Below are 17,317 nucleotides of genomic sequence, written 5' to 3' on the forward strand. Positions count from 1 at the left end.
CCCCTAATGTTCATCGTATTCCATTAACCAAGCGAGGCTAGCAATCAAACCGGCCCAAATAATAAATAAGGCCGCCGGAAATAAAGGCACACCGAAGATCGTCAGATCTTTATCCCATAAAGCCAGTAAGGGGAAATTTAAGAGTGCACCCCCCAACAAGAACAAAGCGACTAAGCGTGCTGAGGTCATCCCGCGTAACATAAAAACTCCTCCCTTCATCCATCAGGCTAATCACCATCAGGCTAACGTAAGCTAGTCGCCTGATAACGCTGGGCTAAGTTATCTTGAAAATCAGTCACCACTTCAAAGGCATGCTTTAAGTGACGTTGCTCAAACTCTGATAACTCATTGGGGGCGACTTGATTATCAGCCGCTTGCCCTGCTTCAATTTGCCGGGCTTGATGGCGTAAGCGCGTCAGGCTAATGAACTCAAAAGCATCTAAGACATTCGCCAGTCGATCCGCTCCCACCGATTTAGCCTCACCCAAAGCTTGTAAGCGCTCGCGTGTATTGGTCACAGGTAAACCCGCTGCTAAGGTATAAACCCGTGCTACATCTGTCACAGGTACAACACCACGCTTTTTCATATCCAAGGTCTTTTCGCCATTAGCCTGCTTTTCTAACACAAAACCTTTAAAGAATCCCAAAGGCGGACGGAAATTCAAAGCATTGGCCGCCATATGCGTTAAAAATAAATTACCTGTTTTAGTGCGTGCCAAAATACTGTGATGCAAATCATCAAATAAGGCTGTTTCACCATACAGACAACGCAGGTCAAAGAAAATAGTTGAATATAACAAGGCTTGTGGATCGGGTGTTTCAATCCATTTCGCGAAATACTTACGCCACACGGATAAAGGCTGCCGCCATTGTGGATTAGATGCCATAATACCACCTTGACAATATTCATAACCGCAAGCATCTAGGCCATCGCAAACAAAATCAGCCAGCTGTTTAAAATACTCACCATGCTCAGCTTCTTGATAAGCATCAGAGAGAATTAAACCATTATCTTGATCAGAATATGCAGTTTGCTCAAAGCGTGCTAAAGAACCCGCCACTAAAAAAGCATAAGGCACTGGAGGAGGTCCAAGCTTTTGCTCGCCTAACTGCAAAAGTCTGCGCGTGATGGCTTGCCCAATCGAGCTAATGGCATGCGATACATGATAGCTAGTGAGGCTTTTGACCATACTAACCAAAGCTTTAGGGCGGTGTAAACTCAACTCTTTGAGCGTCTCGACTTCTTGAGCGAGATAAATATCACCAATTAAATAAATCGCATTATGGCTATGGCTGCGTAATAAATCTGTGCCACCGACCACACCTAAAATCGCTTGATTGTGTGGATCAACGATTGGGATATGCCGAATATTATGGTTAGCCATTATCAGCATCGCTTCACTAGCCGGCGCATTAGGGGGCAGAGTCATCGGCTGGGGAGTCATGATACTAGCGATTCGATCTTGCGGATCATGTTGGCTGGCCACGACCCGTACCCGAAAGTTTTGATCGGTCACAATGCCGACTAAGTGCTGGTCTTGAACGACCAAGGCGGTATGACTATTGGCTAGCGTCATTTGCGCAGCCGTTGCTTGAATACTCGTCTCTTCATTAACCGTGACCGCAGAGCGCACTAACTCACGCACTGGCAGCGTTAATAAAGAATAATCAGCTACACGCTTTTCAGCCTCCATCCTTTCCTCCTCGGATGTACACACTTTAACTGACCCAAGCCTTATGTTCTCGCACGGCTTATTCGCAGAAGTTTAGCCTAATTAAGCCAAGGCCTACCTTGATGTTTAGCAAGTGAAACCTGTGAGCCATCAACTTTGGCTATTAAATCCTTGCTAAAAAGCAATGGTTTTAGTGTCATGTATTAATTTTGATAGTATAACCTTTTTTAATTGCTAATGCTGCTGTGCAACGAACGACTTTAACTAACAACCGTGTTCTAAACTTAGTGCACCTACTATCCAATCTCAGTGGTGGCTTGTGTAAATTTTTGTAAGGAGGCTACCGATCAGTAGGGGCTTCCGTTATCCTACTGACCACTAGTCATTTTGATAGTACAGTTGATCAAACTTGATCCTAGAAATGACTAAATTAATTAAATTTTGAGCCAGTACGCATTATGATGAAATCAGTCAGTCGCACACTTCGGATCAGCATCGGTACCCTCCTTGGGCTAGCTGTCGCAGTCAATCCGATCCTGATCAGTCAGGCACAAACCACAGCTCCACAGACTCCGACTAGTCCCACCCCGGCCACCGAAACTAAAGGGGCAACAGCTCAAGGTGCAGGTGCACCTAACAAACCAAGTGCGGGAGCTGCTAAACCGGCTTTAACGGTGACTAGTGTTAGCCCACAGCAAGAGTCTTGGGATACCACCATTCAAGCCGATGGAGTGATTAGCGCTTGGCAAGAAGCCATTATTGCGGCTGAGATTGGTGGTTTACGGATTACTGAAGTCCTAGCTGATGTGGGTGAAGTCGTTAAAAAAGGCCAGCCTTTGGTCAAACTCTCCCAAGAAACCGTCGCGGCGGATATTGCTCAGCAACAAGCCGTCATTAACCAAGCTAAGGCTGAAGTTTTAAAAGCACAAGCGGGGGTGAAGCAATCGGAAGCCAGCGTGGTGCAAGCACAATCGGGAGTTACTCAAGCCGAAGCAGGCTTGGTACAAGCCAATGCGAATATTAGCCAAGCTCAAGCAGCTTTAGGCCAAGCCGATGCGGGTGTAGCCCAAGCCAATGCGGGTTTAGTACAAGCCAATGCTAGCTATACAGAAGCCAAAGCGAATGCCAATCGTGCGCGCCAATTAAAAACCAGTGGCGCTTTACCCCTGCAGCAAGTCGATCAATATATCACAGCTGAAGCAACCGCTCGGGCAGGCATCGACAGCCAAAAAGCGACTATTTCCTCTCAAAAAGCTGCTTTAGAGGCCCAAAAAGCAGGCGTAACTGCCCAAAAAGCGGGTCTAGCGGCCAAACAAGCTGAAGTTCAATCCCAACAAATTGCCGTTGAATCGAGTCGCTTAGCAGTGAAAGCTCAAGAAGCGGTCTTAGAGGCGCAAAATGCCGCTTTGAAAGTTCAACAAGCTGCCTTAAAAAGCCAAGAAATTCGCTTAAACCAAACCACTATTGTTGCAGCCGATGATGGGGTGATTAGCTCGCGTACAGCAGCTTTAGGCAGTGTGGTACAAACTGGTGCTGAATTATTTCGTTTAATTCGCCAAAACAAACTCGAATGGCGGGCTGAAGTCTCCAGTAATGACCTAGGGCAAATTCGTGAAGCACAAACTGCGAGTGTCAATTTAAATACGGGTGAAGTCATTGAAGGTCAAGTACGCTTAATTTCACCACAGTTAGATGCCAATACTCGGCGTGCCTTAGTGTATGTGAGTTTGCCTACTGGTAGCACCGCCCGTGCAGGCATGTTTGTGCAAGGTACGATTCGTCAAGGCACAACCGATGCCCTGACCGTACCACAGACCACGGTTATTTTGCGGGATGGCAAGCATATAGTCTTTGAAATCGGCGCGGATAATCGTGTCGTGCAGCGTGAAGTTAAAATTGGACGGCGGTTATTGGATCGCGTTGAAATTCTGAGTGAACTCCCTGCCGAGATTAAGTTGGTAGCAACCGGAGGGGCTTTTTTAAATGATGGTGACTTAGTGCAACTGGCCCCTGTTGCTGAGAAAAAACCATGAATATTTCCGCATGGTCGATCCGTAATCCTGTCCCGTCTATTTTGCTATTTGTGGTGCTGAGCTTTCTTGGCATTCATGGTTTTAAGTCCTTATTGATCCAGCAGTTCCCCGATATTGAACTGCCAGTGATTACCGTTAGTGCGGGCTTAGAAGGCGCTTCGCCCTCCCAATTAGAGACCGAAGTCACCCGTAAAGTGGAGGATGCTGTAGCCTCCTTAGGCGGTATCAAACATATTCAATCCACCTTAACCGATGGCTCTTCCGTCACGGCCATTGAGTTTACCATTGATAAAGATACTGAGATCGCCTTGAGTGAAGTACGCAATGCGGTTGACGGAATTCGTGCTGAGTTACCGGGGAGTATGAGTGATCCAGTGGTATCTAAGGTAACGACGACAGGTAATCCGATTATTACTTTCACCGTCTCCTCTGAGCGTATGGATGAAGAGACTTTATCTTGGTTTGTCGATAATGAAGTGTCTAAAGCCATGATGGCAGTGCCTGGTGTTGGCAGAAGCTCACGAATTGGCGGGGTAAATCGTGAAGTTCAGGTCAATCTGAATCCAGCCCTGATGGCCGGTTTGGGGGTGACTGCTGATGCTATCTCACAAGCTTTAGGTCAAGTGCAAAAAGATGCTTCGGGTGGACGCGGTGACATTGGCGGTGGAGTACAATCCGTTCGTACTTTAGGTGCAGTCGAAACCGCAGAGGATTTAGCCTCTTTACCCATTCCTTTAGCGGGCGGCCGTTATGTACGTCTTGATCAAATTGCTAAGGTTGAGGATACCTATTCTGAGCGTGCTATGTATGCGCTATGGAATGGTAAACAGGTGGTGGGCTTTCAAATCACCCGGACTAAAGGGGCAGGTGAAGTAGACACCGCACAGCGAGTACGGGAAGCTGTCCAAAAGCTAGCGGCTGAGCACCCACAAGTCACTATCAGCGAAGCCTATGACACAGTTACCTCAGTTCAAGAGAACTATGAAGGCTCAATGCTCTTAATGATTGAAGGGGCTTTTTTAGCCATTCTGGTCGTTTGGATTTTCTTACGTGATTTTCGCTCAACCATTGTTTCCGCCGTAGCACTGCCTTTAGCTATCCTGCCCACGTTTGCCCTGATTTATTACTTGGGCTACAGCCTAAATTTACTGACCTTGTTAGCCTTGGCTTTAGTGGTTGGGGTCTTAGTCGATGATGCGATTGTTGAAGTCGAAAACATTGTGCGTCATTTACACATGGGCAAAACACCGTATCAAGCAGCGATGGAAGCCGCCGATGAAATTGGTTTAGCGGTGATTGCCACGACCTCTACCTTGATTGCAGTCTTTCTGCCGACTGCTTTTATGGGGGGTGTACCGGGTAAGTTCTTTGAACCTTTCGGGATTACAGCGGCTATCGCGGTCTTCTTCTCCTTAGTGGTTGCCCGCTTGCTCACGCCGATGATGGCCGCTTATATGCTAAAAGCTCCTAAAGTGCATCAGCAAAAAGATGGCTGGATCATGCGCAATTATCTGCGTGTTATGAAAGGGTGTTTACGCCATCGCTTTATTACCCTGTTTTTAGCCATCGCCTTTTTTATTGGTTCGATTATGCTGATCCCTTTATTACCTACCGGCTTTATTCCACCGGGTGATGAGGGCTTAACAGCGGTTAATGTGGAGCTACAACCTGGTAGTACCTTAGAAGAAACTCGGGTAGTGGCTGAGCAAGCCCGCGAACTGATTAGCTCGATTCCAGAAATTAAAAATGTTTTCTCCATTGTCGGCTATGAGTCTAGCCAGCAAGGACCGTTTGGTGGTGGTGGTGGCACAGATGCGCGCAAAGCTACGTTAACCGTGATTCTAAGCCATCGTACTGAGCGCGCAATGACTCAGCAGGAAGTTGAAAACCAAATTCGTAAACAGATTGCCAGCTTACCCGGTGCACGGATTAAAGTCGGCTTAGGGGGCAATGGTGAACAATTGCAAGTCGCCTTAGCCAGTGATGATGCCAGTGCGCTACGCACGAGTGTCTTAATCGTAGAAAAAGATCTACGTACATTGCCGGGGGTAGGCAATATCACCTCCAATGCCAGCTTGCAACGTCCTGAGATTCATATTGTTCCCAACTTTGCCCGTGCGGCTGAATTAGGGATAAGCACCGTTTCTTTGGCTAATGTGGTGCAAATTGCCACCTCAGGGGATTTTGAAAGTCGCCTCCCTAAACTGAATCTACCCCAACGCCAAATCCCAGTCCGTGTCCGTTTGGATAAACAAATCCGCACGGACCTGCAAGCAATTCAACAATTACGGGTACCTGGGCGAAATGGTGAAGTCCCGCTATCAGCCGTAGCAGATGTCAACATCAGTAGTGGACCGACACAGATTCAACGTTTAGAGCGTAAGCGCAATGTGACCATTGATGTGGAATTAAATGGTCGCAGCCTTGGCGATGTTGCTGCAGAAGTAGAAAAACTACCCAGTTTGCAGACCTTACCACCGAGTGTTACCCGTCCACCTTCAGGTGATGTTGAAAGCATGCAAGAGCTATTCGGTAGCTTTGGTGCCGCAATGGGGGTGGGCGTCTTGGTTATTTATGTCGTCCTCGTGCTGCTATTCCATGACTTTATGCAGCCGATTACTATTTTAATGGCACTGCCTTTGTCCCTCGGTGGAGCTTTTGTCGCCTTAATGTTAACCCATAGTAGCTTTTCGATGCCGTCGATGATCGGCTTAGTCATGCTGATGGGGATCGTGACTAAAAATTCGATTCTTTTAGTGGAATACGCCATCGTTGATATTCATGAGCGTGGCATGAATCGCTTTGATGCTTTAGTCGATGCTTGTCATAAGCGCGCCCGCCCAATTGTGATGACTACCATAGCAATGGGTGCAGGGATGTTACCGACTGCCCTCGGTTTAGGGGTCGATCCGAGCTTCCGCTCACCGATGGCAATTGTGGTGATCGGCGGTTTGCTTGCCTCAACGGTACTCAGCTTATTGGTAATACCCGTTGTATTTACCTTTATTGACGACTTGCGACGTGGTTTGCGCTGGATTTTCATGCGCGGTAAACCTGAAGTACATGGAGCACATGCTCCTGAACCAGCAGCTCCTACCCCTTTAGCCGCAGCCACTCAGGCAACCCAATGAGTCTTTCACGCCGCCACTTTTTAGCTGGTTTAGCCACCGCTCCATTAGCAATGAGTACCAAACTTAAGGCTAACCCTAATCCTGTTCGCGTCTTAATCATTGGCGCTGGCATCGCTGGTCTTGCTGCAGCACGTGCTTTAACTGATCAAGGCATTAAAGTTACGATTCTTGAAGGCCGTGAACGCATTGGCGGGCGCATTCATACCAGCCCTATTTGGCCAAACCTTCCGATGGATTTAGGTGCTTCGTGGATTCATGGGCAAAAACAGAATCCAATCACGCAACTCGCTAATGCTGCTCAAGCAAAACGAGTAGCCACCCGTTACGATAGTTCTAAGCTTTATATGGATGCACGGCTCAAACAGTTAGGCGTTCAAGGCGCAAATGAAGCCGCGATTGAAAGGCTGGTCACAACAGCACTGAACCAAGCTGCTCATTTAGATCACGATATTTCAGTGCAAGCTGCCGTCAATCGTTTGCTCACAGAACCTTTAACTCCAGCTTATCAAGCCCAATTAAATTTTTATTTGAATAGCCAATACGAGCAAGAATACTCTGGGGCAGCTCACGAATTATCCGCCCAGACCGTTGAGGATAACGAGGAGTTTTCTGGTGCGGATGTTTTATTTCCACAAGGCTATCAGCAAATTCCTAATTACCTAGCCCAAGATTTGGATATTCAGTTAGGAAAAGTAGTTGCTAAAATTACCTACACCGAAACTGCCGTCACCGTGACCACTCAAGATCAAAGCTATCAAGCGGACTATGCCATTATCACCGTACCTTTAGGGGTTCTGAAACGTAAAGCGATTCAATTCCAACCATCTTTACCTGCTGCTAAACAAGTGGCAATTCAGCGCTTGGGTATGGGCTTGCTCAATAAAGCTTATTTAAAATTTGACAAGGTATTCTGGCCAAAAGAGATTGACTGGCTGGAATACTTATCACCGGAGGCGGGTCGCTGGGTCGAGTGGGTGAGCTTTGCCAAAATCGGTGCACCTGTGCTCTTAGGCTTTCATGCCGCTGATCGTGCTCGCGAACTGGAGAGTTGGAGCGATCAAGCTTTAATTGCCGAGGCCATGCAGGCCTTAAAAGCCATGTTTGGGAATGCGATTCCACAGCCTGTTGGCGCACAAATTACCCGCTGGGCACAAGACCCCTTTGCTTATGGCTCGTATTCATTTAATGCTGTAGGTAGCACTAATCGAGACCGCCAAATTTTGGCACGTAACCTGGGAGGTTTGTACTGGGCAGGTGAAGCCACCCATAGTGAATACCCCGGCACAGTACATGGAGCTTATTTGAGTGGTATACGTGCTGCTAAACAACTACTCAAAGTGCTTTAGAATAACAGCTTTTTAAATAGAGAAAATTAATGTATGTCCGATCCTAAAGATTTATCCATGAATCATGATATTCGTGACTTTCGCCAACCGATGGTGACTTCGATCGGGATTATACTTGGTTTTTTGATGAATTTCTTAGCACAATGGGCGATAGCAGATGATGAAGAGGCAGCGATTCAAACTCTAGCCGATGGCATCGTGGCCATAACCTTGTTAATTGGCATTGGCTTAATGATTTTTGTGTTATTTAAACTGCTCACTAATCGCTATGACACGGCGAATGCAGGATCTTATTATCAGCGTATTTTTCGCTGGTATATGGCTTCCATTATTGTCTCATTTGGGGGCTTGGCAGCAGCTTTGTTTATCTAATTGACATCCTCCCCACCCTAAAGAGCGGGAATTCCTCCAGCGAGACGCTCATGTCCGAGCGCGAGAATGTTCTTTGCTGCATTGACATCTCTATCATGCATAGCCCCACACTCAGGGCAAGTCCATTCTCTTATTCGCAAACCTGCTCTACCTTTCGGACTATTGGAGCTTATGCAGCCACAATACGAACAAGCTTGGGTGGTGTACGATTCATTGACTTCTATAAACACGGCTTGCATCGCTTTCGATTTATAATCAAGCTGTGTTTTGAGGGTGTACCAACCCGCATCCAGTACGGATTTAGCCATTTTGGTTTTGGCTAATTTAGAACTACTGACATTGCCTATGACAATTAACGCATTATTTTTTACTATTTGCGTGCTGAATTGATGAAGATGGTTCAGTCTACGGTTTTTAATCTGGGCATGAATGGCTTTAACACGCTGCTTCTTGTTAGCACGTTGAGCAACCGCTAGTTTAGGTTCTAATTCACGATAAAACTGTTCGGACTCGAGCTTTAAGCCATTGCTACAGGTAGCAGTGGTTTTTAAACCTAAGTCAATGCCTACTTCTCCGGTGGCTGAGGAGGTGGCTTGCGCGGCTTCAACGACGATATTGAAATACCAGCGACCTCGAGCATCTTGAGAAAATGAACCCGAACGAAACTCAAATTGAGCCAGCCCGTAGCTATCCCATACCTTGAAGAAATGCCCCGCAAAATAGACTTGTCCGCTTTTCCACTTGGCAGCACCGACCTTAAACGGAATCCAGCCCAAGGACCGCCGTGCACCGCCCGATACTCGCCAGCGCAGCTTATCCGTTTTGAATTGACGACGGGCTTTATGGTGAGCCGCAATGACTTCTTGAACCGTGGTCGAATGGAGGATAAATCCGCGTTCCGCTTTAAGGCGCTTCAAGTCTTTTTGCAGATCAAACGCAGAGAAATAGGTTCTTAACCAACCCACTTCTGGCACGGGAACATAAGAATAGAGCGAAGTGATTTCATTCACCGCATTCCAGACCTGATTCACCTCAAATGCCATCCGTTCAAGAATCAGCTTGTGCTTATCCTTGATGCGAACTTTGAGCGTTTTGAGATTGGTCTTTTCTGTCATAAGGCTTATTATAACTAGCCTTAATGAATTATTAAAGAGTGAGTCTATGGCTATTCGTACAGCATGTGCATTTGCTAATTAATTACCCGCCTAAAGTTCAGCGCTCCACACTCATTAACTCACTCAAAGGGGTATCCAGCCGAAAATTGAAACAAGAATTTGACTCTATTCGTGAGCACTGGATCTGCAAACAATCAGGTTCACTGTGGTCGCTTTCTTACTTTGCTGGGAGTGTCGGCGGTGCGCCTCTATCAGTCCTTAAACAATATATTGAGCAATAGGATAGACCGCTTTAATCGGTGTTCCGCTGATAGCCTTATATCCCCTACCTCAAGGAAGGGGCTTTACGGCTTATTTGGTAACTAACTTATTGTTTTATATAATCAGTTAAACTCCTTTATGGCGTCAAAGTAATTTTTGACTGTAAAACCAGCTCACGCAATCAAAACCCAATCAAGAAGAGCGTCTTGTGTCATTGAACTTGCCGGTCGCGCAAACCCCACAAACTGCTTAGTGAAGCCTAAAAAGCGTTTCAAGCTCCAACTAAAATTATAAGACCCGAACTGAACAGTTGGTTTAGCATGTCCTACTTCATGTCCCTGTTTTGCGTGGATGCCAGTGCTCAAGCATGGAAAATGGTGGACACAAAAAAGCCCTGAATCCGTTAAGATTCAAGGCTTTATGGATGCACTAGACTAAGCTAGATTTTAATTTGGTGCGACGGCGAGACTCGAACCAACCTTATAAAACAATAACTTAATTAATCATATTGATTTTTATATACCCGTTCATATACCTGTTTGTAAAAACACTCCCTGCTTACACCACCCTAAGAAAAGCGCTTTTAGCTTGCAGACGCTTTCCCGCACTGTATGCGGTCAAGCATCTTGGCTGAGCGTGTTTTAGTTAGTTTGCCGTGAATCTAACCCCCTGCAGACTCCCGTTGGTCGCTGGCTAGATCGGTGGCTACAAGGCTACCCTTCGGTGTCTAGACTGCTTTAAATCGGTTTTATGGATGGATACCGTGGCTAGAACCGCGCCCTTTCAGCGTCAAGACTGACTCACAGCCTAGCCAGCCTTGACGGGGCAAGGTTTTTAACTCAGTAACCGACTCACCTCTACCTCAATATCCGCCCCCAAGGGCAGTTCTGCGACTTGGTGCACACTGCCAAAGGCATTAATACTGTCCATCAAGTCTGCTTCCTCCTTGTCCGTAATCCAATAACCATCTAGCCAGTAGTAAATAGTTTGGGTAGTGGGTGCCGCGTTTGGAGTGATTAAGCTATCCATAAGTATTTCTTACCTCCGTTGGTGTAGTGGGGATTCAGTATCATCAAGCCTTCTTTCATCGCTCTAGCAAAAAAGGCTTTCTGCATGTGACTAATGCGCGTTCTATCGTCCGTTTGTGTCCCCGTCTCAGTGGGTGCTATGCGCTTTTGTATCCAGCTCCACGTTGGTTTGACCGAAGGTAAGCATTCACCTGCTTTGACCGCACTCACCCATGCCCCATAGAGTCCTTCTGAACCGTTAGCTAACGGTCTACTAACGGTCATTTCAGGGGTTTGTACCGATCCGGTTTTAGAACCGTTAGCTAACGGTCTACTAACGGTTTCAGCCTCGATATGGGCTTTAAAACCACCCAAAGCAGGTAAGGAGAGCTGCTCTTCGTGAGCCCCTAAGTGCTTGGGTCTTAGCTCAGCTGAAGGGGGTGTGGAGGCCACAGGAGGAAAGGTGAAGCCCATCGGAAAACGGGCGCGGCTTTCAGTCGGTTTCGGCTCTGCCTGCAGCTGATACTTGAACAACACAGGTTGATCGTCACGTTGCGCGGTACTGGGAGCTGTTTGGGGCATACCAAAGCCGATCGGCGGCCTGTCCAAACCCAAGGGCTTGAGCGGGGCAAGGGGGGCAGAGGAAGCCGCCGTGTCAGGTTCAGGACTACCCTCATATTTCGCAATGGCTAGCTCTAAATCCTCAATCGCGGCCATTGATGCGCCATGAGTTTTACTCAGGAAGTGGTGCAGGATTTCAAAGCAGACCGCGACAAACAGCGTGATGAGCACCACGGCGGTCTTGAGGTAGTCCTTGTAATCGCCGTCGCCAGCTAAGAATCGGGCAAGGGTGAGGATGACAGGATTATAGGACTGTGCTTTGAGTTCATCTTGACGCGCATATTTAAGCTTATCGCGCTCAATGTTGGCCTCAGCTTGGGCTTTATTCGCGGATTGTTCTGAGCTTTTCAAGGCGTTGACTTTAGCCCGATCCCCGTCACAGTGCTTTTCCTTGCCGAGTTTCAAATTCGCTTCACAGCGTGCGAGTTTCTGCTCAGCAGTCGCAATAGAGGCAATCAAGCCACTATTCACCGTGCTCGAGCTGCTCCCTTCATGGGTGAGGGTCGCTTGATAGGCGCTATTGCGCTCCAACAGGACGCTAGCCTTTACGTCCTGATTGGCTGAGCTGGAAAAGAACTCAGCGAAGAGGGCAAAGCCAATCACCGTACTCACGACTAAGGCGACTGAACCAAAGAAGCCGAAGTGCAGATAGGCATGGTGTTTGACCCAACTCAGAAACAGTGCCATTAAAACGACAATCGCCACGGTGAAGGTGAAGCCAAAGAGGGAGGCCGCATCTTTGAAGTAAGCGCTCCAACTGAGGGCATCGCCTAAATAGAGGTGCTGGTTGAACAGCAGGTAAAGTAGGAAGGTAAGAACAAAGCCAAGCTTCAACAGCAGCAAGCCGCGCTGTTCATGCGCTTGGTGTTGTTCAAGCTTGCGGTGCATCAAGTCTAATTGTGTGTCTTTGACGGTCATGGTGTGCCTCCTAAATCAATACCGCGTTGAGCAAAGCACTGAAGAGTGCCAAGAAACCGAAGCCTTGGTGCAGGTCAAAGAACCACAGCACAAATAGCAGGCTGAATAGGCACAAGGGGAGATGTAACCCTGCGAATACCAAGGCCGACAAGAAACCGAATTGCTCAGCAATGAACGCCACTTTCAACAGTGCAAAAGTAAACGCCGCTAAAGCTGTGAATTTCACTGCATAAGGCAAGCCACGGGATAAAGTGAGGTTCATTAAGCAGCCTCCTTGAGCATCATTTCTGCAGGGGTGGCTTCTTCCACGAGGTCAAAGACAAATTCTTTCAACCCGCACGTTCTTGAGAGTTTTTCGATAATCTCGGCATCACTGAAGCCCTTGTCTTGTAGAGTTCTGAGTAAACGCCCGTAGGTGTGACGCGCCCAATGAACCTTTTTTGATAGGAGTAACCCCTTTTCACGCTTAAACTGTGCACGCTGCCAGCTTTGAATCGCCTGTAGGTCGCGGTGCGCTCGCAGTTGCTCCATGATGAAGCGAACACGAGAGCGTCCTGCACAGAAGTATTCATCCGGCCTCAGCATCACATCGAGGGGAATCGTGCGACCCGTGGCCTTGCGGCTCATTTCATGCTCAATTCGAATCCACCCACGGTCGATAGATTCCGGTTCAGCCATCGCCCCCAAGAGCTGCTTACCTTTCTCGTAAATTCGGAAGAAGTCATCGGAACCTCTGCGGTTGCCAATATAGGCGGTGAGTCCCGCCGGGCAATCCTTGAGCGGGTCATAAGCTTCTGAACTCATATTGCCACAAGCTAAATCCGACCAATCACCCGCAGTATTGAAGGTTTGTTTCATCAGGGGATTCCGTTGGGCATCGGACTTGAACAAGCCTTCATTTTTGGCCTGTTTAAACAGCAGTGGCACGGTGTAGCCGTGTTCCTTGGCATAATCGCCGCTGAGGTCTAGGGCTATATCCACGCGACTGATCCGCCATTCTGCGAGCATCAGGACGTTGTAGAGTTCTAACCACAGTGCAGGGTATTCAAGCTGCAGGACTTTGCAGCCGACCCCCGTTAATTCAAACAAGCCGCCTTTGTTCCGGCCGCCTTCGGAATAGGCGATATGACCCACAGTTAAATAATCATTGTCACGCCAGATTTTGATCGACGCTGAGGTTTCATAACCGTGCAAGCCTTTCTCTGTCCAGTGTACTTGCATACCCGCTTCTTCTAAGATTCCGGTGCACTGGTCATCTTGAGCCACCACGCCCGGCTCTAAACTCGTGGTTAATTCGCCCATCGTTTCACGATAGCTTTTCAGGTCGTTCGTGGTGAGGCGTAGCCAGTCAATAGCGGTGATGCTGTCTTGATTGTTAAAAGCGGATTTCTCTAGCTTGCTGTTTTCCTTTGAAATTTCATAACCCCCCGTATTACAGTACGGGGTAGGTTTTGTGCCTAACACCGTGGCAAGAGCATAGGCAGGCACCGTCTTTAAAGGGCGGTCGGTATTGTAAATCGTGGTGCGATTCATGCTTGCACCTCCACCAGATCATCATTCAACCAGACACTTTGACTATCTCCATCGGCTTCACCTATGCAGTAACGTGAGCAGGGTAAATACTCCCCAGTCTCATCAGCCTCACTATCTGCCCAGTAAGCCCCATCTTCTAGCCAATCTAGACAAGGCACAGCCACCAGATTGCCGTCTTGATCGGTATAGGTATAAAGATGCGCGCTCATGCTTTCACCCCCCCCCCCCCACTGAAGTCACTTTCAATTCAAACTCATTGCTAAGCTCTACAATCCGCTGCGCTCGTCGAATCGCCATATCGGATAAGGACACAATGTCACCCGAATCCATATCTAAAATACCACCGCCCATCGGGAACGCTTTTTGTTCCAATGACCAGCTAAAAATAGCTTTCGTGATCGCCACCAGCTCAAAGGCTTCACCGCGAATATGATTCTCTACGAGATCACTGACGGATTCGGGCAAGGGGTAGCGCTTCGCTTTTTGTTCTGTGCGTAGTAGCTCTATGGCGGCTGCTTGTTGCTCAGGGGTGGCTTTGCTAAACAATAAAATGGCTTCATGCAAATGATTAGAGCTATTCATACCTGCACCCCTTCATTCACTGATGATTGAACCAAGGTGAGTACAAAGGCTAAGGCTTGCTCTTGGGTGTTGAAGGTTTCGGTGTCGAGCATGAAGCCGTTGGGGTTGCCCATCGGTGAAGTCGTTGGCTTGATATAGGCCACATCGACAAAGCGGTCGGTTTTGCGTCGAGTTTGGCAGATACCCGAAAACAGCCATGCAACGGGGTACTGCTGTTGCAGAACCATCAAACCGGATGGAGTAGGAATTAGTGAGAGTGGGGGCGTGAATACGCCTGTGCTGAATGCAGCTTGCATCGTGTTGAACCTCGTATGTTTTTTTGAGTTGGCACAAAGTGTCAGGTGTCTCAAATCGTCCATACGGAAACGACGTGCTTATTTCCGCTGCTTGCGGTCTTGTATGCTGCACACCACCCGACAAAAACCGCCGAAGTGGGCATGATACAGGCATAAAAAAACCGCCATGCTGGGGGCGGTCTTGCCGCCGTATGTGGGATTTGAGTCCCGAATTAATTTGTATTTTTAAAATACGCCGATTGAGGCTTTTTTGCGCTGAAATATTTTCAATGAATGTTGAATTAAGTTGAAATTATTTCAATTACTCAGGCCAAAACTCTAATGCCAAGACTTCATCCAATCCCCACGGGCATTCGACGGGAAAGGTAGTTTCTGGAAATCCAGTTTCATCAGAAGCCAAACCGCGCCCCAAGGCATAACCATCCAGCATGAATTCTGCTAATTTAGCTTTCAGACTAGGATTTTGTTTTAAGTGAAGCGCCACCATGCGCCGCTGCTCTCGAATCGTTCTAATCCAGCTCTGCCCCCTAAATTCGGGTTGATGCTGCCACTTCAATAAATGGCCTAACAGGATACCTAAACGGCTCAATAACTCACGCCTTTCTGATGCCCCCATATTCTCCATTTCCTCAATCAGATGACTAATATCGACTTGATCTAATTTACCCGCCCGCAGCAGTGCCGCCTGCTCTTGTGTCCATGCGTAATAATCGCTTTCGTACTTAGTTACTGCGCCCATGATTGGCCTCCTTCTGGCTTGGGTCTTCATTGATTGTAGGCGCTTGCGTTCAAGTCGCCAATAAGCGCCCCGCCTGTTCGCGTTCTTCAGGCAAAATCACCCCATCCGCTGAACCGTCCAAGTTAAACCGCGTCCCACCTTGCCCGACTTGCAACAAGTAGCTTCGATGGTGCGTATGCTGATATAGCAACTTCTGCACCACCCGCTTAGAAGCGCTTAAGTGCTGGTCTGCAATCCGTTGGAAGATTTGCCGTTCAATCCCTAGTGCTAAGGGTTTGCGTTCCCGCCATACGGCAAATGCATTCAGTGCCGCATTGAGGTTGTCCATCCGAATATCCGAGGGTGAAACTAAAGGCTTCTTGGGTGCAGGTTTACGCGGTTTATTGGGTTTTTTCGTGGGAACTTTAGCCTTAGGCTTAGCTAATGCAGTGGCCTGCACCTGCTCACGTTTGATGATGCGCTTATTGCCCCGTGAAACGGTCTTAGTTTCTTGATTAAGTGTATGGGTTTGTTCTGTAGTGGGTACAGTCTTTGGCTTAATGCTCAGGGTTTTGCGCGGTCTGTCGGTCATGTTGTTTACTCGTGCTTGGTGTCGAGATTTTCCCTTGAGGGTCTTTTGGTTGAAGTCTATCCTAATTTCAGATCAATCCGTTACTCAGCGTTACCCAAACCGCTAGCCTTCCTTATACTGTATGCAATCGACCCCTGAATACCAAGCAGGGATAGCTTGTTGATGGAACTCGCAATAATCGCCATTATACCGCCGCCCATGAATGCACCAACCACACGGTGAGTCCTTGGTGGACAAACGAGGCAAGCGCTCCCACCGTGGCTTTTCTTCAGCCGTGTTTAACTTCCACACATCACCATTTGCACCAAAATATTTCGTACCTTCGATAAAATACAGCGCATCCCCACCTGCTAAGTAACCACTGGTACTAGGTATCGACCGCCGGATTGTCTTCCTACGTTGCAAGCTCCCACCCTCATTCATTTCATACATAGATAAATCAGCCATGATTTGCCAGCTCCTTTACTGTTTTTTCACTAAGCGGTATCTTAGTTTTACCGCCAGCCGTGTCGATCTCCTTGGGCAATGGTAGCCCTCTGGAAAGAGACCACTGTTGGCTTTTTTGTGGGTTCAATATGTCTGATAACCCCGCTTTTTCCGCCAGCTCTAGGATTCGCCTATCCAGCTCTTCATCGCTCAGCTCTGATACAGCGGTTACATGGGTTTCAATCTTCGCCTTATCCACGATCAACCCATGCAACTTAGCCAGATTGCTAGCTGCTGCGGTCATGGCGTGAGGATTAAGCGCCTCCTTAGCCACCTGATACGCCTCACGATGCATCTTAGTCACTTCGGCAATCGTCACGTTATGCCGCTCTGCGCTCGCTTGCTGCAACGCCCCCAATCTCGCCCTAATATCACCGTTTAAAGAAAGCTCATAAGCCTTATTATTGATGGTAGCTTCACTCATAGACTCGCAGTGGTAAGCCCGTCGATAGGCTTCTGACTTATTGCCTGTCTCATGCCATGCCATCACAAACTGCTCTTGTTTCAAGGTTAATGCTTTACTGCTCATGTTCGCCTCTTCATCATCACTAATCGTTGTTCACCAAAGCGCTCCACCAACTCACGCTTGAAAGTGGCTTCATCCTCATGCAGCGGGTCGATCACGATCATCGT

At 47.9% G+C, this 17,317-nt stretch carries 18 protein-coding genes and 1 pseudogene; 5 read left to right on the forward strand and 14 right to left on the reverse strand.

Translation table 11 applies throughout. The features are described from left to right. Positions 1-3 precede the first annotated feature (3 nt). Both B5D50_RS11950 and B5D50_RS11955 read right to left on the reverse strand, forming a co-directional pair. Positions 4-201, reverse strand: coding sequence for a hypothetical protein (locus B5D50_RS11950; protein ID WP_078922871.1), 198 nt, complete (start codon positions 199-201; stop codon positions 4-6). A 41-nt stretch (positions 202-242) separates the two neighbouring features. Beyond that, positions 243-1,694: a putative nucleotidyltransferase substrate binding domain-containing protein gene (locus B5D50_RS11955; RefSeq protein WP_078922872.1), complete on the reverse strand. Its 1,452-nt coding sequence runs from the start codon at positions 1,692-1,694 to the stop codon at positions 243-245. Between the two features lie 437 nt (positions 1,695-2,131). Here B5D50_RS11955 and B5D50_RS11960 point away from each other — a divergent pair, with 437 nt between their 5' ends. The 4 genes from B5D50_RS11960 to B5D50_RS11975 are packed head-to-tail and all read left to right on the forward strand — an operon-like array spanning position 2,132 to position 8,555. Then, entirely contained in the window at positions 2,132-3,706 is a 1,575-nt protein-coding gene (locus tag B5D50_RS11960) for an efflux RND transporter periplasmic adaptor subunit (RefSeq protein ID WP_234975867.1), read from the forward strand. Further along, positions 3,703-6,837 (forward strand): efflux RND transporter permease subunit, encoded by a 3,135-nt coding sequence (locus B5D50_RS11965; RefSeq protein WP_078922873.1) that lies wholly within the window; start codon positions 3,703-3,705, stop codon positions 6,835-6,837. The genes B5D50_RS11960 and B5D50_RS11965 overlap by 4 nt, the downstream gene beginning before the upstream one ends. Next, positions 6,834-8,183, forward strand: a complete 1,350-nt coding sequence (locus tag B5D50_RS11970) for a flavin monoamine oxidase family protein (RefSeq protein WP_078922874.1) — start codon at positions 6,834-6,836, stop codon at positions 8,181-8,183. Before B5D50_RS11965 ends, B5D50_RS11970 begins: the two co-directional genes overlap by 4 nt. A 33-nt stretch (positions 8,184-8,216) precedes the next feature. Next, positions 8,217-8,555 carry a hypothetical protein gene (locus B5D50_RS11975; RefSeq protein ID WP_234975868.1) on the forward strand — a complete coding sequence of 113 codons (339 nt, stop codon included), beginning with the start codon at positions 8,217-8,219 and terminating at the stop codon, positions 8,553-8,555. A gap of 17 nt (positions 8,556-8,572) precedes the next feature. On the opposite strand, the gene B5D50_RS11980 is transcribed toward B5D50_RS11975, so the two are convergent. Further along, a complete protein-coding gene (locus B5D50_RS11980; RefSeq protein WP_078922876.1) occupies positions 8,573-9,670 on the reverse strand; it encodes an RNA-guided endonuclease InsQ/TnpB family protein in 1,098 nt (365 codons plus the stop codon). 62 nt (positions 9,671-9,732) lie between these two features. Between B5D50_RS11980 and tnpA the strand changes: the two are divergent. Further along, positions 9,733-9,951 (forward strand): annotated as a pseudogene (tnpA, locus tag B5D50_RS11985) (IS200/IS605 family transposase); the annotation flags it as partial. 814 nt (positions 9,952-10,765) lie between these two features. On the opposite strand, the gene B5D50_RS11990 reads toward tnpA, so the two are convergent. The 11 genes from B5D50_RS11990 to B5D50_RS12040 form a co-directional block, all read right to left on the reverse strand. Continuing rightward, positions 10,766-10,960 carry a hypothetical protein gene (locus B5D50_RS11990; RefSeq protein WP_078922877.1) on the reverse strand — a complete coding sequence of 65 codons (195 nt, stop codon included), beginning with the start codon at positions 10,958-10,960 and terminating at the stop codon, positions 10,766-10,768. Beyond that, on the reverse strand, positions 10,948-12,477 hold the full coding sequence (locus B5D50_RS11995; protein ID WP_078922878.1) for a hypothetical protein: 1,530 nt from the start codon (positions 12,475-12,477) through the stop codon (positions 10,948-10,950). Before B5D50_RS11995 ends, B5D50_RS11990 begins: the two co-directional genes overlap by 13 nt. Positions 12,478-12,487: 10 nt before the next feature. Then, complete coding sequence (locus B5D50_RS12000) at positions 12,488-12,739, reverse strand: hypothetical protein (RefSeq protein WP_078922879.1); 252 nt, start codon at positions 12,737-12,739, stop codon at positions 12,488-12,490. Further along, on the reverse strand, positions 12,739-14,010 hold the full coding sequence (locus B5D50_RS12005) for a replication initiation factor domain-containing protein (RefSeq protein ID WP_078922880.1): 1,272 nt from the start codon (positions 14,008-14,010) through the stop codon (positions 12,739-12,741). The genes B5D50_RS12000 and B5D50_RS12005 overlap by 1 nt, the downstream gene beginning before the upstream one ends. Next, positions 14,007-14,219, reverse strand: coding sequence for a hypothetical protein (locus B5D50_RS12010; protein ID WP_078922881.1), 213 nt, complete (start codon positions 14,217-14,219; stop codon positions 14,007-14,009). The genes B5D50_RS12005 and B5D50_RS12010 overlap by 4 nt, the downstream gene beginning before the upstream one ends. 4 nt (positions 14,220-14,223) lie before the next feature. Further along, positions 14,224-14,592 carry a hypothetical protein gene (locus tag B5D50_RS12015; protein ID WP_078922882.1) on the reverse strand — a complete coding sequence of 123 codons (369 nt, stop codon included), beginning with the start codon at positions 14,590-14,592 and terminating at the stop codon, positions 14,224-14,226. Continuing rightward, entirely contained in the window at positions 14,589-14,888 is a 300-nt protein-coding gene (locus B5D50_RS12020) for a hypothetical protein (RefSeq protein WP_078922883.1), read from the reverse strand. Before B5D50_RS12020 ends, B5D50_RS12015 begins: the two co-directional genes overlap by 4 nt. Before the next feature lie 301 nt (positions 14,889-15,189). Further along, positions 15,190-15,627, reverse strand: coding sequence for a DUF29 domain-containing protein (locus tag B5D50_RS12025; RefSeq protein WP_078922884.1), 438 nt, complete (start codon positions 15,625-15,627; stop codon positions 15,190-15,192). Positions 15,628-15,676: 49 nt separating this feature from the next. Continuing rightward, complete coding sequence (locus B5D50_RS12030; protein WP_078922885.1) at positions 15,677-16,198, reverse strand: ProQ/FINO family protein; 522 nt, start codon at positions 16,196-16,198, stop codon at positions 15,677-15,679. A gap of 102 nt (positions 16,199-16,300) precedes the next feature. After that, positions 16,301-16,645: a hypothetical protein gene (locus tag B5D50_RS12035; protein WP_078922886.1), complete on the reverse strand. Its 345-nt coding sequence runs from the start codon at positions 16,643-16,645 to the stop codon at positions 16,301-16,303. Then, positions 16,638-17,213: a terminase small subunit gene (locus B5D50_RS12040; protein WP_078922887.1), complete on the reverse strand. Its 576-nt coding sequence runs from the start codon at positions 17,211-17,213 to the stop codon at positions 16,638-16,640. Before B5D50_RS12040 ends, B5D50_RS12035 begins: the two co-directional genes overlap by 8 nt. Positions 17,214-17,317 lie beyond the last annotated feature (104 nt).

The sequence above is a fragment of the Thiothrix eikelboomii genome, assembly GCF_900167255.1.
GTDB classification, from domain to species: Bacteria; Pseudomonadota; Gammaproteobacteria; order Thiotrichales; family Thiotrichaceae; genus Thiolinea; species Thiolinea eikelboomii.

Excerpts from the sequence above, each read along its gene's own strand:
- B5D50_RS11980 (WP_078922876.1), bottom strand. The coding sequence starts at position 9,670 with ATGACAGAAAAGACCAATCTCAAAACGCTCAAAGTTCGCATCAAGGAT.
- B5D50_RS12010 (WP_078922881.1), bottom strand. The coding sequence starts at position 14,219 with ATGAGCGCGCATCTTTATACCTATACCGATCAAGACGGCAATCTGGTG.
- B5D50_RS11995 (WP_078922878.1), bottom strand. The coding sequence starts at position 12,477 with ATGACCGTCAAAGACACACAATTAGACTTGATGCACCGCAAGCTTGAA.
- B5D50_RS12040 (WP_078922887.1), bottom strand. The coding sequence starts at position 17,213 with ATGAGCAGTAAAGCATTAACCTTGAAACAAGAGCAGTTTGTGATGGCA.
- B5D50_RS11955 (WP_078922872.1), bottom strand. The coding sequence starts at position 1,694 with ATGGAGGCTGAAAAGCGTGTAGCTGATTATTCTTTATTAACGCTGCCA.
- B5D50_RS12005 (WP_078922880.1), bottom strand. The coding sequence starts at position 14,010 with ATGAATCGCACCACGATTTACAATACCGACCGCCCTTTAAAGACGGTG.
- B5D50_RS12035 (WP_078922886.1), bottom strand. The coding sequence starts at position 16,645 with ATGGCTGATTTATCTATGTATGAAATGAATGAGGGTGGGAGCTTGCAA.
- B5D50_RS12025 (WP_078922884.1), bottom strand. The coding sequence starts at position 15,627 with ATGGGCGCAGTAACTAAGTACGAAAGCGATTATTACGCATGGACACAA.
- B5D50_RS11950 (WP_078922871.1), bottom strand. The coding sequence starts at position 201 with ATGTTACGCGGGATGACCTCAGCACGCTTAGTCGCTTTGTTCTTGTTG.
- B5D50_RS12015 (WP_078922882.1), bottom strand. The coding sequence starts at position 14,592 with ATGAATAGCTCTAATCATTTGCATGAAGCCATTTTATTGTTTAGCAAA.
- B5D50_RS12000 (WP_078922879.1), bottom strand. The coding sequence starts at position 12,739 with ATGAACCTCACTTTATCCCGTGGCTTGCCTTATGCAGTGAAATTCACA.
- B5D50_RS11960 (WP_234975867.1), top strand. The coding sequence starts at position 2,132 with ATGATGAAATCAGTCAGTCGCACACTTCGGATCAGCATCGGTACCCTC.
- B5D50_RS11970 (WP_078922874.1), top strand. The coding sequence starts at position 6,834 with ATGAGTCTTTCACGCCGCCACTTTTTAGCTGGTTTAGCCACCGCTCCA.
- B5D50_RS12020 (WP_078922883.1), bottom strand. The coding sequence starts at position 14,888 with ATGCAAGCTGCATTCAGCACAGGCGTATTCACGCCCCCACTCTCACTA.
- B5D50_RS11965 (WP_078922873.1), top strand. The coding sequence starts at position 3,703 with ATGAATATTTCCGCATGGTCGATCCGTAATCCTGTCCCGTCTATTTTG.
- B5D50_RS12030 (WP_078922885.1), bottom strand. The coding sequence starts at position 16,198 with ATGACCGACAGACCGCGCAAAACCCTGAGCATTAAGCCAAAGACTGTA.
- B5D50_RS11990 (WP_078922877.1), bottom strand. The coding sequence starts at position 10,960 with ATGGATAGCTTAATCACTCCAAACGCGGCACCCACTACCCAAACTATT.
- B5D50_RS11975 (WP_234975868.1), top strand. The coding sequence starts at position 8,217 with ATGTCCGATCCTAAAGATTTATCCATGAATCATGATATTCGTGACTTT.